Annotated in this window: 18 protein-coding genes; 4 read left to right on the top strand and 14 right to left on the bottom strand. The window is 55.9% G+C overall.

Annotation, left to right across the window (positions count from 1 at the left end; all coding sequences use genetic code 11):
- Positions 1-20: 20 nt before the first annotated feature.
- From glmM to rlmE, 4 genes are all read right to left on the bottom strand, one after another.
- Complete coding sequence (gene glmM / locus ABLX76_RS19495; protein ID WP_065882608.1) at positions 21-1,358, bottom strand: phosphoglucosamine mutase; 1,338 nt, start codon at positions 1,356-1,358, stop codon at positions 21-23.
- On the bottom strand, positions 1,351-2,199 hold the full coding sequence (folP, locus tag ABLX76_RS19490) for a dihydropteroate synthase (RefSeq protein WP_348875106.1): 849 nt from the start codon (positions 2,197-2,199) through the stop codon (positions 1,351-1,353). The genes glmM and folP overlap by 8 nt, the downstream gene beginning before the upstream one ends.
- Positions 2,200-2,295: 96 nt before the next feature.
- Entirely contained in the window at positions 2,296-4,230 is a 1,935-nt protein-coding gene (gene ftsH / locus ABLX76_RS19485) for an ATP-dependent zinc metalloprotease FtsH (protein ID WP_348875104.1), read from the bottom strand.
- A 99-nt stretch (positions 4,231-4,329) separates the two neighbouring features.
- Positions 4,330-4,959, bottom strand: coding sequence for a 23S rRNA (uridine(2552)-2'-O)-methyltransferase RlmE (gene rlmE, locus ABLX76_RS19480; protein WP_008806638.1), 630 nt, complete (start codon positions 4,957-4,959; stop codon positions 4,330-4,332).
- Between the two features lie 123 nt (positions 4,960-5,082).
- On the opposite strand from rlmE, the gene yhbY reads away from it, so the two are divergent.
- The gene (gene yhbY, locus ABLX76_RS19475; protein WP_002918374.1) at positions 5,083-5,376 is read left to right on the top strand and encodes a ribosome assembly RNA-binding protein YhbY; all 294 of its coding nucleotides are present in this window, start codon (positions 5,083-5,085) and stop codon (positions 5,374-5,376) included.
- 152 nt (positions 5,377-5,528) lie between these two features.
- Here yhbY and greA read toward each other — a convergent pair whose 3' ends face one another.
- On the bottom strand, positions 5,529-6,005 hold the full coding sequence (gene greA / locus ABLX76_RS19470; protein WP_002918375.1) for a transcription elongation factor GreA: 477 nt from the start codon (positions 6,003-6,005) through the stop codon (positions 5,529-5,531).
- 235 nt (positions 6,006-6,240) lie between these two features.
- Here greA and dacB point away from each other — a divergent pair, with 235 nt between their 5' ends.
- Positions 6,241-7,674 carry a serine-type D-Ala-D-Ala carboxypeptidase gene (gene dacB / locus ABLX76_RS19465; protein WP_348875103.1) on the top strand — a complete coding sequence of 478 codons (1,434 nt, stop codon included), beginning with the start codon at positions 6,241-6,243 and terminating at the stop codon, positions 7,672-7,674.
- 52 nt (positions 7,675-7,726) lie between these two features.
- On the opposite strand, the gene cgtA is transcribed toward dacB, so the two are convergent.
- The 4 genes from cgtA to rplU all read right to left on the bottom strand — a co-directional run bounded on the left by cgtA (position 7,727) and on the right by rplU (position 10,569).
- Positions 7,727-8,905, bottom strand: a complete 1,179-nt coding sequence (cgtA, locus tag ABLX76_RS19460; RefSeq protein ID WP_004206186.1) for an Obg family GTPase CgtA — start codon at positions 8,903-8,905, stop codon at positions 7,727-7,729.
- 15 nt (positions 8,906-8,920) lie between these two features.
- Positions 8,921-9,886 (bottom strand): DMT family transporter, encoded by a 966-nt coding sequence (locus ABLX76_RS19455; RefSeq protein WP_004206187.1) that lies wholly within the window; start codon positions 9,884-9,886, stop codon positions 8,921-8,923.
- A 93-nt stretch (positions 9,887-9,979) separates the two neighbouring features.
- On the bottom strand, positions 9,980-10,237 hold the full coding sequence (gene rpmA, locus ABLX76_RS19450; RefSeq protein WP_002434222.1) for a 50S ribosomal protein L27: 258 nt from the start codon (positions 10,235-10,237) through the stop codon (positions 9,980-9,982).
- Between the two features lie 20 nt (positions 10,238-10,257).
- Positions 10,258-10,569, bottom strand: a complete 312-nt coding sequence (rplU, locus tag ABLX76_RS19445; protein WP_002918379.1) for a 50S ribosomal protein L21 — start codon at positions 10,567-10,569, stop codon at positions 10,258-10,260.
- Positions 10,570-10,829: 260 nt separating this feature from the next.
- Here rplU and ispB point away from each other — a divergent pair, with 260 nt between their 5' ends.
- Entirely contained in the window at positions 10,830-11,801 is a 972-nt protein-coding gene (gene ispB / locus ABLX76_RS19440; protein ID WP_086075713.1) for an octaprenyl diphosphate synthase, read from the top strand.
- Between the two features lie 197 nt (positions 11,802-11,998).
- The gene (gene sfsB, locus ABLX76_RS19435; RefSeq protein WP_004206189.1) at positions 11,999-12,271 is read left to right on the top strand and encodes a DNA-binding transcriptional regulator SfsB; all 273 of its coding nucleotides are present in this window, start codon (positions 11,999-12,001) and stop codon (positions 12,269-12,271) included.
- A 54-nt stretch (positions 12,272-12,325) separates the two neighbouring features.
- On the opposite strand, the gene murA is transcribed toward sfsB, so the two are convergent.
- The 5 genes from murA to mlaD all read right to left on the bottom strand — a co-directional run bounded on the left by murA (position 12,326) and on the right by mlaD (position 15,525).
- A complete protein-coding gene (gene murA / locus ABLX76_RS19430) occupies positions 12,326-13,585 on the bottom strand; it encodes a UDP-N-acetylglucosamine 1-carboxyvinyltransferase (RefSeq protein WP_023291124.1) in 1,260 nt (419 codons plus the stop codon).
- Positions 13,586-13,638: 53 nt separating this feature from the next.
- On the bottom strand, positions 13,639-13,893 hold the full coding sequence (gene ibaG / locus ABLX76_RS19425) for a BolA family iron metabolism protein IbaG (protein WP_004144910.1): 255 nt from the start codon (positions 13,891-13,893) through the stop codon (positions 13,639-13,641).
- 136 nt (positions 13,894-14,029) lie between these two features.
- Positions 14,030-14,320, bottom strand: a complete 291-nt coding sequence (gene mlaB / locus ABLX76_RS19420; RefSeq protein ID WP_023291125.1) for a lipid asymmetry maintenance protein MlaB — start codon at positions 14,318-14,320, stop codon at positions 14,030-14,032.
- Positions 14,320-14,955, bottom strand: a complete 636-nt coding sequence (gene mlaC, locus ABLX76_RS19415) for a phospholipid-binding protein MlaC (protein WP_023291126.1) — start codon at positions 14,953-14,955, stop codon at positions 14,320-14,322. Before mlaC ends, mlaB begins: the two co-directional genes overlap by 1 nt.
- A gap of 18 nt (positions 14,956-14,973) precedes the next feature.
- Positions 14,974-15,525 carry an outer membrane lipid asymmetry maintenance protein MlaD gene (gene mlaD, locus ABLX76_RS19410; protein ID WP_348875102.1) on the bottom strand — a complete coding sequence of 184 codons (552 nt, stop codon included), beginning with the start codon at positions 15,523-15,525 and terminating at the stop codon, positions 14,974-14,976.
- Between the last annotated feature and the right edge of the window lie 2 nt (positions 15,526-15,527).

Raw genomic sequence — 15,527 nt, 5'->3', positions numbered from 1 at the left:
TAACCACTTAGCCGACAAGCTTAGACGCTTTTTACCGCTTCGGCGATGCGATGCGCAAACTCGTGCACCTGATCTTCATGCTCGCCTTCCACCATGACGCGGATCAGCGGTTCCGTACCCGATTTACGCAGCAGGACGCGGCCACGCTTACCTAACGCCGCTTCCACTTCTGCGGTCACCGCTTTGACATGCTCATTCTCCAGAGGGTTACCGCTGCCCTCGGTAAAGCGCACATTCACCAGCAGCTGAGGGAACATCTTCATGCCGCTGCACAGGTCATGCAGGCTCATGTGGTTGCGTACCATCGCCGCGACCACCTGCAAACTGGCGACGATGCCATCGCCGGTAGTGGTTTTATCCAGCAGGATCACATGGCCGGAGTTTTCCGCACCGATGCGCCAGCCTTTTTCCTGGAGCATCTCCAGCACATAGCGGTCACCCACCTTAGCGCGGGCAAACGGGATGCCCAGCTGCTTGAGCGCCAGCTCCAGGCCCATATTGCTCATCAGCGTACCGACGGCGCCGCCGCGCAGCTGTCCCTGACGCAGCCCTTCCCGGGCGATGATGTAGAGGATCTGGTCACCATCGACTTTATTGCCTTCGTGGTCAACCATGATCACCCGATCGCCATCGCCATCGTAGGCAATGCCCAGATCGGCTTTTTCCGCCAGCACGCGCGCCTGCAGCGCCCGCACGTCGGTGGCCCCGACCTCTTCGTTGATGTTGAGGCCGTTAGGCTCGCAGCCCATCGCGATAACCTGGGCGCCCAGCTCGCGGAAAACATTGGGCGCGATGTGGTAGGTTGCGCCGTGCGCACAGTCCACCACCACTTTCAGCGTGGAGAGGCTCAGTTCGTTAGGAAAGGTGCCTTTACAAAACTCAATGTAGCGGCCCGCGGCATCGACGATGCGGCTGGCTTTGCCCAGCTCAGCCGAGTCCACACAGGTGAGTTCTTTCTCCATTTCGGCTTCAATCGCCTCTTCCACATCATCCGGCAGCTTGGTGCCCTCAATGGAGAAGAACTTGATGCCGTTGTCGTAGAAAGGGTTATGTGAAGCGGAGATGACGATCCCCGCCTCGGCGCGAAAGGCGCGCGTCAGGTAGGCGATCGCCGGCGTTGGCATTGGCCCGGTGAACGACGCAGAGAGCCCCGCTGCCGCCAGCCCGGCTTCCAGCGCCGATTCCAGCATATAGCCCGAAATACGGGTATCCTTGCCGATGATAATTTTACGCGAGCCGTGACGCGCTAACACTTTGCCCGCCGCCCAGCCGAGCTTAAGCACAAATTCCGGAGTGATCGGCGCATCGCCGACGCGGCCACGAATACCATCGGTGCCAAAATACTTGCGGTTACTCATAACGTTTTTTTCCCTTAGCGGCGAGAGTGGCTTCCACCACGCGCAGCGCTTCTACCGTTTCTTTGACATCATGGACGCGGATAATCTGCGCGCCCTGCATTGCTGCAATGACGGCACACGCCAGGCTGCCGTTAAGCCGTTCCGACGGCCCGACGTTCAGCAACTGACCTACCATCGACTTACGCGACATACCGACCAGCAGCGGCAGACCAAAGTGATGAAACTCTCCCAGCCTGGCCAGCAATTGATAATTGTGGGTGAGATTTTTACCGAAACCGAATCCCGGGTCGAGCAGCAATTTTTCTTTTGCGATCCCTGCCTGTTCGCAGCGCACGATGTGTTCATTAAAAAAGCGCTCCACATCGGCGAAGACATCCTCATACTTCGGCGCCTCCTGCATGGTTTTCGGCTGTCCCTGCATATGCATCAGACACACCGGCAGCCCGGTGTCCGCCGCAGCCTGCAGCGCGCCGAGTTCGGTCAGCGAACGAATATCGTTAATGATATGCGCCCCTGCCCGGGCGGATTCGCGGATAACCTCCGCTTTGGAGGTATCCACGGAGATCCACACCTCAAAGCGCTGGGCGATAGCCTCCACCACCGGGATCACCCGCGCAAGCTCCTCTTCCACGCTAACCTCAGCCGCCCCTGGCCGCGTCGATTCACCGCCGATATCAATGATGGTCGCCCCGGCGTTGATCATCAGATTGGCATGCTTCACCGCCTCAATCAGCGAATTATGGGCGCCGCCATCGGAGAAGGAGTCAGGCGTCACATTAAGAATACCCATCACGTGGGGGTGAGAGAGATCGAGGGTTGAGCCCTGGGCTACAAGTTTCATCACAAAATCCCTGAGACTGAAGAGGTTAAAAAAGAAAAACCCCGGAGCGGGCGCCCCGGGGTTTTAAGGTTAAAACAAGACATCAACAGCGGCAGCTTATTTGTCGCCCAGCTGCTCTGACATGGTGTTGCCCGGGTTCGGCGTACGCGGTTCATCGACCGGACGCGGCGCACGAGGCGTGCCATTGTTGTCAGAGTTGTTAGAAGAACCGAGTTCTTCCCATCCCGCTGGCGGACGAACATCGCGACGAGCCATTAGGTCGTCAATCTGCGGCGCATCGATGGTCTCATACTTCATGAGCGCATCTTTCATCGCGTGCAGAATGTCCATGTTGTCGTTCAGCAGCTGGCGAGCACGACCGTAGTTACGCTCAATCAGCGATTTCACTTCCTGGTCGATGATACGTGCAGTTTCATCGGACATATGCTTCGCTTTCGCGACGCTGCGGCCGAGGAACACTTCACCCTCTTCTTCCGCGTACAGCAGCGGACCAAGTTTGTCGGAGAAGCCCCACTGGGTCACCATGTTACGCGCCAGGTTCGTCGCCACTTTAATGTCGTTAGACGCGCCGGTAGAAACATGTTCCGGACCGTAGATAATCTCTTCCGCCAGACGACCGCCGTACAGGGTGGAGATCTGACTTTCCAGTTTCTGACGGCTGGCGCTGATCGCATCGCCTTCCGGCAGGAAGAAGGTCACACCCAGCGCACGACCGCGCGGGATAATCGTCACTTTGTGCACCGGATCGTGCTCCGGCACCAGACGACCGATAATCGCGTGGCCCGCTTCGTGGTAAGCGGTGGACTCTTTCTGCGCTTCCGTCATCACCATGGAGCGGCGTTCCGCACCCATCATGATTTTGTCTTTCGCTTTTTCGAACTCAACCATCGATACGACGCGTTTGTTGCCGCGGGCAGCAAACAGGGCCGCTTCGTTGACCAGGTTGGCCAGGTCCGCACCGGAGAAGCCAGGGGTACCGCGAGCAATGATTGCCGCATCGATATCCGGCGCCAGCGGAACGCGACGCATATGCACTTTCAGGATCTGCTCACGACCGCGAACATCCGGCAGGCCAACCACCACCTGGCGGTCAAAACGGCCCGGACGCAGCAGCGCGGGGTCAAGAACGTCCGGACGGTTAGTCGCCGCGATAACGATAATGCCTTCGTTACCTTCGAAGCCGTCCATCTCAACCAGCATCTGGTTCAGGGTCTGCTCACGTTCATCGTGACCACCGCCAAGACCGGCGCCACGCTGGCGGCCGACGGCGTCGATTTCATCGATGAAGATGATGCAAGGCGCTGCTTTCTTAGCCTGTTCGAACATGTCACGTACACGGGATGCACCAACACCGACGAACATTTCTACGAAGTCAGAACCGGAAATAGTAAAGAACGGCACTTTTGCTTCGCCAGCGATCGCTTTCGCCAGCAGCGTTTTACCGGTACCCGGAGGACCGACCATCAGGACGCCTTTCGGGATCTTACCGCCCAGTTTCTGGAAGCGGCTCGGCTCACGCAGGTATTCCACCAGTTCGCCGACTTCCTCTTTCGCTTCGTCACACCCGGCAACGTCAGCAAAAGTGGTTTTGATCTGATCTTCCGTCAGCATACGGGCTTTGCTTTTGCCGAAGGACATCGCGCCCTTTCCGCCGCCGCCCTGCATTTGCCGCATAAAAAAGATCCAGACGCCGATCAACAGCAGCATTGGGAACCAGGAGATGAAGATGGAAGCCAGCAGGCTTGGCTCTTCTGGTGGTTCACCAACAACTTTGACGTTTTTAGTCAACAGGTTATCGAGCAGCTTCGGATCGTTAACCGGAATGTAAGTCGTGTAACGGTTACTATCTTTCTTGGTAACGTTGATCTCACGTCCGTTGATACGCGCTTCGCGAACCTGGTCCTGATTGACCTCTTGCAGGAAGGTAGAATAATCCACCTTGCGGCCATTCGACTCGCTGGGCCCAAAGCTCTGGAATACTGACATCAGCACAACGGCAATGACCAGCCAGAGTATTAGGTTTTTCGCCATGTCACTCAAGGGATTAACCTCTTATTACAACTGTGTTAAAAACAGCGTCAGGATACGCTATATCCAGTTTCTTTCAAACTTTCATTTGAAATCTGCCGGTTATGGTTTACGCCCGGTCGCTACAATATACACTTCACGCGAACGAGCGCGGGAAGAGTCCGGCTTACGAACTTTGACCTTCGTAAACAGGGAGCGAATTTCTCGAAGATACTCATCGAAGCCTTCGCCCTGGAACACCTTCACTACAAAACTACCACCTGGCGCTAATACATCACGAGACATTTCAAGCGCCAGTTCTACCAGATACATCGCCCGGGGAATATCCACCGCCGGTGTTCCGCACATATTCGGCGCCATATCGGACATGACCACTTGTACTTTACTGTCGCCTACTCGCTCAAGTAACGCTTTCAGGACTAATTCATCACGAAAGTCGCCCTGAAGGAAGTCCACACCAACGATTGGATCCATTGGTAAAAGATCGCAAGCGATGATGCGGCCGCTGTTGCCGATCTGCGTGACCGCATACTGCGACCAGCCTCCGGGAGCAGCGCCGAGGTCAACTATCGTCATCCCCGGCTTAAAAATTTTGTCACTTTGCTGTATTTCATCAAGTTTAAACCAGGCACGGGAACGTAACCCCTTTTTCTGTGCCTGTTGAACATATTTATCGCTAAAGTGTTCCTGAAGCCAGCGGCTTGAGCTGGCAGAACGCTTTTTACCTGTCATTTAACATTCCCGTTCGGGTTCATCGTACTTTACTGCGTAAAAATCGACGCGGTAGTTTGGCGATATATGGGAGATGGCGGTAGAATGACCCGTTTTCAATCCCAACGTAAGCAAAAAAATACGATGAATCTGAGTACTAAACAAAAACAGCACCTGAAAGGTCTGGCACATCCGCTCAAGCCGGTAGTTATGCTTGGCAACAATGGTTTGACCGAAGGGGTACTGGCCGAGATCGAACAAGCGTTAGGGCACCATGAACTCATCAAGGTGAAGATCGCCTCAGAAGATCGCGAAACTAAAGCCTTGATCGTGGAAGCCATCGTGCGCGAAACCGGCGCCTGTAACGTACAGGTCATCGGTAAAACGCTGGTTCTGTACCGCCCAACGCCAGAGCGTAAAATCTCGCTGCCACGCTAAGAATATCCTCAATCCCGACACAACTTTGTGTAAAACGAGGGATTTCTGTGGCCAGGCGAGCAAAATGCCATGCTCGTGACGTTGATAAAAGGCCGCTATGCGGCCTTTTTCCTTTCTTTACAATCTATAAACATCGTAGCGGGAAATACGCCTTACAGGTATTCAACCTTGGTAATTTCGTATTCCACTTCCCCACCCGGTGTACGGATAGTCACGACGTCATCCTGCTCTTTACCGATCAGACCACGGGCAATCGGCGAGTTCACGGAGATCAGATTCTGCTTAAAATCAGCTTCGTCATCGCCCACGATACGGTAGGTCTGTTCCTCGTCAGTATCGAGGTTCAGCACGCTGACAGTAGAGCCAAAAATCACCCGGCCATTATTCGGCATTTTGGTGATATCGATAACCTGCGCATTGGACAGCTTCGCTTCGATATCCTTGATACGCCCTTCGCAGAAGCCCTGCTGTTCACGCGCGGCGTGATACTCGGCATTCTCTTTCAGATCGCCGTGTTCACGGGCCTCAGCAATAGCGGCAATGATTTCAGGACGACGCACAGACTTCAGATAATCCAGTTCTTCGCGCAGTTTTTCAGCGCCACGTAAGGTCATCGGAATCGCTTGCATTAGTTATACCTCTTTATCATTCCTTCAGGAAACGGATAGCTCCGCTCCGCCACCTGTCCTGTCCACGGGCAGGACACGAGCAAAAAGAAACCGACCCGGGAAACACTCCCCAGGTCAGCAGCAATTTTTCATTTGATAGGTATTTTACCCCGAAGTTCATTATGGGTCATCGTTTACTTTACTGGGCGTTGCACCGTAGTATGACGGCCTGGCTTCAGGTTGTTAGCGCGAGATTATGCGATTTCCCAGATTTATCATCGGATTGACTGCCGGTATAGCGCTTAGCGCTCAGGCGGCGAATATTGACGAGTACATCACCCAGCTTCCCGCCGGTGCGAACCTTGCCTTTATGGCGCAAAAGGTCGGCGCATCGACGCCGGAAATCGACTATCACAGCCAGCAAATGGCGCTTCCGGCCAGTACGCAAAAGGTCATCACCGCGCTGGCGGCCCTGCTGCAGCTGGGTCCCGATTTTCGTTTCACCACCACGCTGGAAACCAAAGGCTCACTGGACGGCGGCATGCTGAAAGGCGATCTGATCGCCCGCTTCGGCGGCGACCCGACGCTGAAGCGGCAGGATATTCGCAATATGGTGGCGACGCTGAAAAAAGCTGGCGTGCAGCGTATCGACGGCAATGTGCTTATCGATACCTCGGTCTTCGCCAGCCATGATAAAGCGCCGGGGTGGCCGTGGAACGACCTGACGCAATGCTTCAGCGCTCCACCTGCAGCGGCGATTGTCGACCGCAACTGCTTCTCGGTCTCGCTGTATAGCGCGCAGAAGCCGGGCGATCTCTCCTTCATTCGCGTCGCCTCCTATTATCCGGTCACCATGTTCAGTCAGGTTCGCACCCTGGCGCGTGGCTCATCGGAAGCCCAGTATTGCGAACTGGACGTGGTGCCGGGCGACCTCAATCGCTATACCCTCACCGGCTGCCTGCCGCAGCGTAGCGAACCGCTGCCGCTGGCCTTCGCGATACAGGATGGCGCCAGCTACGCCGGGGCGATCCTTAAAGCGGAGCTGAAGCAGGCGGGGATCGCCTATAGCGGCACGCTGCTGCGTCAGACGCTGGCCAATGAGCCCGGCACGGTATTAGCCACCACCCAGTCGGCGCCGCTGCACGATCTGCTACGGATCATGCTGAAGAAATCCGACAATATGATTGCGGATACCGTTTTTCGTACCATCGGTCATGCCCGGTTCGGCGTACCAGGGACCTGGCGGGCAGGATCCGATGCCGTACGTCAGATCCTGCGTCAACAGGCTGGGGTTGATCTCGGCAACACCATCATCGCCGACGGCTCTGGCCTGTCGCGCCACAACCTGATCGCCCCGGCGACCATGATGCAGGTGTTGCAGTATATCGCCCAGCACGACACCGAGCTCAACTTCATCTCTATGCTGCCGCTGGCGGGCCATGACGGCTCGCTGCAGTATCGCGCCGGCCTCCATCAGGCGGGCGTCGATGGCAAAGTCTCGGCGAAAACCGGGTCGCTGCAGGGGGTTTATAACCTTGCGGGCTTCATCACTACCGCCAGCGGGCAAAAGGTGGCCTTCGTGCAATACCTCTCCGGCTACGCCGTGGAGCCAGCCGATCAGCGTAACCGCCGCATACCCTTGGTACGCTTTGAAAGCCGGCTTTATAAAGATTTGTACCAGAACAACTAAAAACAAAAGGGCCGCATCAGATGCGGCCCTTTTTGATCCAGAGAAGTCAGGATTAACGTTTGTAGATGAATTCAACGCCTTCTTCGTCGTCTTCGTCCCAGTCGTCATCCCAGTCTTCGTCATCTTCCACTTCGGCTTCGGCCTCTTCAAGCTGCTGACGGTGATAGTCGTCCCACATAAACTCGACTTTCTCCGGCTTCTGCTCTTCTTCCGCCTGCACGATGGGGTTTTCGATGATGAAGGTCATCACGTCCCAGCACAGATCTTTTACGCCCTGCTGGCTGGCGGCGGAGATCAGGTAGAATTTCTCTTCCCAACCCAGCGCTTCAGCAATCGCCTTCGCTTTAGCTTCGGCTTCCGCTTTGTCCATCAGGTCAATCTTGTTAAAGACTAACCAGCGCGGTTTGGAGGCCAGCTTCTCGCTGTATTTCTCCAGCTCGCCGATGATGATGCGCGCGTTCTCAACCGGATCGGAACCGTCGATAGGCTCGATGTCGATCAGGTGCAGCAATACGCGGCAGCGCTCAAGGTGCTTGAGGAAGCGGATGCCGAGGCCTGCGCCTTCCGCTGCGCCTTCAATCAGCCCCGGGATATCGGCGACCACAAAGCTCTTCTCATTGTCCATACGCACCACGCCCAGGCTTGGTACCAGGGTGGTAAACGGATAGTCAGCCACTTTCGGCTTGGCGGCGGAGACCGCACGGATGAAGGTGGATTTACCGGCGTTCGGCATCCCGAGCATTCCGACGTCCGCCAGCAGCATCAGCTCCAGCTGCAGGTCGCGCTTATCACCCGGCGTACCCATAGTCTTCTGACGCGGCGTACGGTTAACGGATGATTTAAAACGGGTGTTGCCCAGACCGTGCCAGCCGCCCTTCGCCACCATCAGACGCTGACCGTGTTTGGTCATATCGCCCATGGTCTCGCCGGTGCCCTGGTCGATAACCCGGGTCCCGACCGGCACTTTTACCGTCACGTCTTTACCACGCTTACCGGTACAGTCGCGGCTCTGGCCATTCTGCCCGCGTTCGGCGCGGAAAGATTTTTCAAAACGGTAGTCGATCAGGGTATTCAGGTTTTCGTCCGCTTCCAGCCAGACATCGCCGCCGTCACCGCCATCGCCGCCGTCCGGGCCGCCTTTCGGAATATATTTTTCGCGGCGGAAGCTTACGCAACCATTGCCGCCGTCACCTGCTACGACCAGGATCGTTGCTTCATCTACAAACTTCATTTTACTCTCCGTAAATCATTCGCCTGAGCGGGGCAGCGGTACTACCGCCTCTCGCTTACGCCAACGTCCCCAAAGACGATGACCGATGGCGGAATACATCGCGCCCGCAACCACGACAAACGCACCGAGATAACCAATCAGGTTTAACATCGGTCTGGCGAAAACATCGGGCCAGGCCATTGATAATAAATCAGAAAACAGTAGCGTAAACAGTGGCGTCAAGGTGATTAACGCGCTGACCTGCGCCGCCTGCCAGCGCGCCATGGCTTCCGCCAGCGCCCCGTAGCCGACAAGGGTATTCAGCCCGCAAAAAATCAGGCATGCCAGTTGCCAGCTGCTTAACCGGGATATCACACCAGGCTCAGCGAGCGGCAGTAATGCAATCGTACATAAAGTGTACAGCAAAAATAGTATCTGCTGTGATGCCAGACGGCGCAATAACACCTTTTGCGCGACGCCGTAGCTTACCCACACCGTGGCGGCAGCAACGCCGAAAATTACCCCCCACGTGTAGTCCGTCAGGCGGGTAAAGATTTCAATCAGGCTGGTGTTGAAGAACATCACCAACCCGCTGAGCAGCATTAACGCGCCCACCACCTGGGTGCCGCGCATGCGCTCTTTCAGAATCACGACGCTAGCCACCATCATGCCTACCGGCGATAGCTGGCCGATGACCTGAGAAGCCGTGGGGCTGAGATACTGCAGGGAAGAACTGAACAGGATGAAGTTACCGAACAGGCCGCCGGTGGCAATCGCTAATAAGACCAGCCAGCGCGGCTTGCGAAAAATTCGCAGCGGCGGCAGTTTGCCTTTGATCGCGAGGATCGCGCCAAGGCCAATACTGGCCATCAGGAAGCGATAAAACACCACCGTTGGCGGCGCCATCACCTCAAGAACCTGCTTCATTGCAATCGGCAACGCTCCCCAACACATCGCGGTGGTAAGCGCCAGAATAATGCCAATCCCAGCCTGCTGCTTCATGCCTGTTTCCCTGCAAAAATTTTCCGGTAGACGAATGTAAAAAGCCCCGCAACGTGTTGCGGGGCTTTCATCCGTTACCGGGACGCGAAAAACTTATTCAGCAACGATGCTGATGAATTTACGGTTTTTCGGGCCTTTAACTTCGAACTTGACTTTACCGTCAGTCAAAGCGAACAGAGTGTGGTCACGGCCGCAACCAACGTTGGTGCCAGCGTGGAATTTGGTACCACGTTGACGAACGATGATGCTACCTGCCAGAACTGCTTCACCGCCGAAACGTTTTACGCCCAGACGTTTAGCTTCTGAATCGCGACCGTTACGAGTCGAGCCGCCAGCCTTTTTATGTGCCATTTAAATCTACTCCTCAGGTCTTAGGCGCTGATGCCAGTGATTTTCACATCAGTGAACCACTGACGATGGCCCTGCTGCTTACGATAGTGTTTACGACGACGAAACTTAACGATTTTAACTTTCTCGCCACGACCGTGAGCAACAACTTCAGCTTTGATTACGCCGCCCTCAACGAAAGGAACGCCGATCTTGATTTCTTCACCGTTTGCGATCATCAGCACTTCAGCGAACTCAACAGCTTCGCCAGTTGCGATGTCCAGCTTTTCCAGGCGAACGGTCTGACCTTCGCTTACTCGGTGTTGTTTACCACCACTTTGGAAAACCGCGTACATATAAAACTCCGCTTCCGCGCACCTCTTCGTGTGATTCAGAGTGCGCTATAAATATTCACAATAGGGCGCGAATATTACGCAAAACGCGAGCCTTTGACAAGAGCGATTAGCGATCAATGCAGAAAAAAAACACAACTTTCACGACAACGTTTATCTACGGCAATTTTTCAGTACAATCATAACTTCTTTTAATTCTGTCTTAATCCTTCTGTGATCCCACCTGGATTCATGGTAACAGGACATTTGGCCCGGCTTTTGCGATGAATTTAGAAAAAATCAATGAGTTAACCGCGCAAGATATGGCGGGTGTCAATGCGACGATTCTTGAGCAACTCAACTCCGATGTTCAGCTTATCAATCAGTTAGGCTATTACATCGTCAGCGGCGGCGGCAAACGCATTCGCCCGATGATTGCTGTGCTCGCCGCCCGCGCGGTGGGCTATCAGGGGAGCGCGCATGTCACCATTGCTGCGCTGATTGAATTTATTCATACCGCCACCCTGCTGCATGACGACGTCGTCGATGAGTCTGATATGCGTCGCGGCAAAGCCACGGCAAATGCGGCGTTTGGCAATGCCGCCAGCGTGCTGGTCGGCGATTTTATCTATACCCGCGCCTTTCAGATGATGACCCAGTTGGGCTCGCTGAAGATCCTCGAGGTCATGTCGGAAGCGGTGAACGTCATTGCCGAAGGCGAAGTGCTGCAGCTGATGAACGTCAATGACCCGGATATCACGGAAGAGAACTACATGCGCGTCATCTACAGCAAGACGGCGCGTCTGTTTGAGGCAGCCTCGCAGTGTGCGGGATTACTGGCCGACTGCACTGCGGAAGAAGAGCGCGCGTTGCAGGATTATGGCCGCTATCTCGGCACCGCTTTCCAGCTGATCGACGATTTACTCGATTACAGCTCCGACGGAGAGCGGCTTGGTAAAAACGTTGGTGACGACCTCAACGAAGGCAAACCGACGCTACCGCTGCTGCACGCCATGCACCATGGTACCGCCGATCAATCGGCGATGATTCGCGGGGCAATCGAGCAGGGCAACGGCCGCCATCTGCTGGATGCCGTCCTGGAAACGATGGCTGCCTGCGGTTCGCTGGAGTGGACGCAGAAACGTGCCGAAGAAGAAGCTGACAAAGCGATTGCCGCGCTGCAGGTTCTCCCTGACACCCACTGGCGTGAAGCCTTGATCGGGCTGGCGCATATCGCGGTTCAGCGCGATCATTAATCCCCTCCCCCTTCCCGCGCAATGCGCGGGAAAGTTCCAGTAAAAACCCATTCCCTACCGTAAATTTCCGGATACCTTGATACATTCTGAATATTCCGGCGCTTTAACAGAACTTGTTAGAACCTTACCTGGTGCGCGGGTATAGTGTCCCCGTCGCCCATATGGGCCGATCAGGATCTTTATCACCAGGAGAATTTATGGATAAGTTCATCGACTGGCATCCCGCAGATATTGTTGCGGGATTACGTAAACGGGGAACATCGCTGGCGGCAGAGTCGCGACGGCACGGTCTGAGTTCTTCAACGCTGGCGAACGCCCTGACCCGCCCCTGGCCGAAAGGCGAATTAATCATCGCCACGGCGCTGGATACACAGCCGTGGGTCATCTGGCCGTCACGCTACCATGATCCGGTAACGCATGAGTTTATCGACAGAACGCAGATGATGCGTCAAAAGAAGATGGACAAGTGATGTGATTGTTCGACAAGGACCCGGGATAGACGCCCGGGCCCTGACAGGATGCGGTTACTCGCCTTTCACGCGCTGAATATTGGCACCCAGCGCCTGCAGTTTATCTTCGATACGCTCATAGCCACGATCGATATGATAGATGCGATCGACGATGGTGGTTCCCTCAGCGATACAACCTGCCAGCACGAGGCTCGCCGAGGCACGCAAATCGGTCGCCATCACCTGCGCGCCCGAAAGCTGCTCCACGCCGTGACAGATCGCGGTATTGCTCTCGATCTCCGCGTGGGCGCCCATACGGATCAGTTCCGGAATGTGCATAAAGCGGTTTTCAAAGATCGTTTCGGTGATCACGCCGGTCCCTTCCGCGACCAGGTTGAGCAGCGTGAACTGGGCCTGCATATCCGTCGGGAAGCCCGGATGCGGCGCGGTACGCACGTTAACCGCTTTCGGACGGTTGCCGTGCATATCAAGGCTGATCCAGTCTTCGCCCGTTTCGATGTCGGCTCCGGCGTCGCGCAGCTTCGCCAGTACGGCGTCCAGGGTATCTGGTTGCGCGTGACGGCAGAGGATCTTGCCGCCGGAAATGGCTGCGGCAACCAGGAAGGTCCCGGTTTCAATACGGTCCGGCAGCACGCGGTAAACGCCGCCGCCCAGACGCTGCACGCCTTCGATGGTGATGCGATCGGTGCCCTGGCCGCTGATTTTTGCGCCCAACGCGTTAAGGAAGTTCGCGGTATCGACGATCTCCGGCTCGCGAGCGGCGTTTTCGATAATCGTCGTCCCCTCGGCGAGGGTCGCTGCGCTCATGATAGTGACGGTGGCGCCGACGCTCACTTTATCCATCACGATATGCGCGCCTTTCAGACGACCATTGACCGAGGCTTTAACATAACCTTCTTCCAGTTTGATCTCGGCGCCCAGCTGTTCCAGCCCGCTAATATGCAGATCGACCGGACGCGCGCCGATGGCGCAGCCGCCAGGCAGAGAGACTTGTCCCTGACCGAAACGCGCCACCAGCGGGCCCAGCGCCCAGATGGAGGCGCGCATGGTTTTCACCAGATCGTACGGAGCACAGAATACATCGACCGGGCCGGCGTCAATCCACACCGAACCATTGCGCTCTACCTTCGCGCCCAGCTGACTCAGCAGCTTCATGGTGGTATCGATGTCTTTCAGCTTAGGTACGTTCTGGATCTCTACCGGCTCTTCGGCAAGCAGCGCGGAGAAGAGGATTGGCAGGGCGGCGTTTTTTGCACCGGAGATGGTGACTTCGCCCTGAAGGCGAGTCGGCCCCTGAACACGGAATTTATCCATTGATTCTGTTCTCTATTAAAAATTCACATACGCTGCAGGGGATCCCCCACAGCTTAGAAGCCATTTAGTTTGCGGTCTCGCGCCCACTCCTGCGGAGTAAAGGCCTTGATCGACAGCGCATGGATGCGGTTGTCAGCAATATATTCCATCAGCGGCGCGTAGACGCTCTGCTGCTTTTTAACCCGACTCATGCCATCGAACATCTCACCCACAGCAATAACCTGAAAGTGGCTGCCATCGCCAGAGACGTGGACTTCCTGGAGGGGGAGTGCGTTCATCAGCACGGTCTGAATTTCATGATTTTCCATGGGCTCAAATTTATCTGATAGTGAAAACAGCCCAACATCTTAGAGGAAAGTGGCGCGGTCTTAAACAAGCAAAAAGCCCCGGCGAAAAGATTGCCGGGGCTTTCGGAATAGCTTCAATGCTAAGGCACTGAAAAGATTATGGGATCATATCGGCAGGCAGGTTGTAAAGACCGACCAGCGTTTGCAGATTTTCGCTCTTGCCGATCAGCTGCGCTTCCCGGCCCTGGCGGCGAATCAGCGCGACAAAATGCACTAACAGCGCCAGGCCCGCCGTATCCACGCGCGTGGTCTGGCTGAGATCGATGATCGCTGTCCCCGCCGTCGCCTGGGCGCGTGCCTCCCAGAGCGGGACCAGCAGATCCTGATCCAGCTCTCCGTGCAGCGCCAGCGTCTCGCCATCACGAGTCCAGCTCAGCTGCCCGCTCATTATTTTTTCTGTTCCAGGGTGATCGGCTGAGCGGAGATCGCTTTCAGCTGCGCGGTCAGGCCATCAACGCCCTTGGTACGCAGCAGATCGCTCCACTCGTTTTGTTTGGTGGTGATCATGCTGACCCCTTCCGCGATCATATCGTAGGCCTGCCAGTTGCCGGTCTGGGTGTTTTTACGCCACTGGAAGTCGAGACGTACCGGCGGACGGCCATTCGGGTCGAGGATGGTGACGCGGATCGGAATGATGGTCGCGCTGCCCAGCGGCTGTTCCGGGGCAATCTGGTAGGTCTGACCGTGGTACATGGCCAGCGCCTGGCCATAGGCCTGCTTCAGGTATTCACGGAAGGCGGCAAAATAGGCTTCACGCTGCGCCGGGGTGGCTTCTTTGTAATAGCGGCCCAGCACCAGCGCGCCGGCATACTTCACCTGCACATACGGCAGAAGCTCCTGGTCGACGATGTCGCGCAGATAGTTAGGGTTGGCCTTGATCTTCGGCTGTTCATTCTTCAGGCGATCGAAGGTTTTCTGCGCCGCTTCATTCATCAGCTTATACGGATTGGACTGGTCTGCCGCCTGGACCGCGGTCAGCGGGGCAATCACCAGCATGGCGACCATGAGTAAGCGTTTAAACATATCGTATTTCTCCTGAAATTAATGCGTCTTGCCGGCTGCCGGCGTCGCGTCAGTATGACCTTCTGCCTCGGCCTTATCATTGCCAGAATTCTGATTGTCGCCGCCCTTGCTGTTATAAAGGAACTGACCAATGAGATCTTCCAGCACCATGGCGGACTTGGTGTCCTGGATAGTACCGCCGTCTTTAAGGATAGTCGTCCCGAGGTCCGGGTCTTCAAAACCGACGTTCAGCGCCAGATACTGCTCGCCCAGCAGGCCAGAGGTGCGGATCGCCAGCGAACTGGTATCGGGGATATGGTTGTAGCGCTCATCAATATCGAGCTCCACGCGCGGCAGATAGGTTTTCGGGTCGAGGGTGATGTCCGCCACGCGGCCAACAACCACACCGCCGATGCGCACCGGCGAGCGCGCTTTCAGGCCGCCGATATTATCGAAGGTCGCGTAAAGACGGTAAGTCGGCTCGGTACGTAACGAGGTGACGTTGGCCGCCTTCAGGCAGACAAACAGCGCCGCCAGCAGCGCCACCAGTAAGAACACCCCTACCCAGATTTCATTTTTTTTCGTTTGCATGA

Origin of the sequence: Klebsiella sp. JB_Kp004 (genome assembly GCF_040065795.1) — a bacterium.
Taxonomy (GTDB): domain Bacteria; phylum Pseudomonadota; class Gammaproteobacteria; order Enterobacterales; family Enterobacteriaceae; genus Klebsiella; species Klebsiella quasipneumoniae.
Note: the sequence above shows the minus strand (reverse complement) of the source record. Positions and strands in the feature narration are given on the sequence as shown.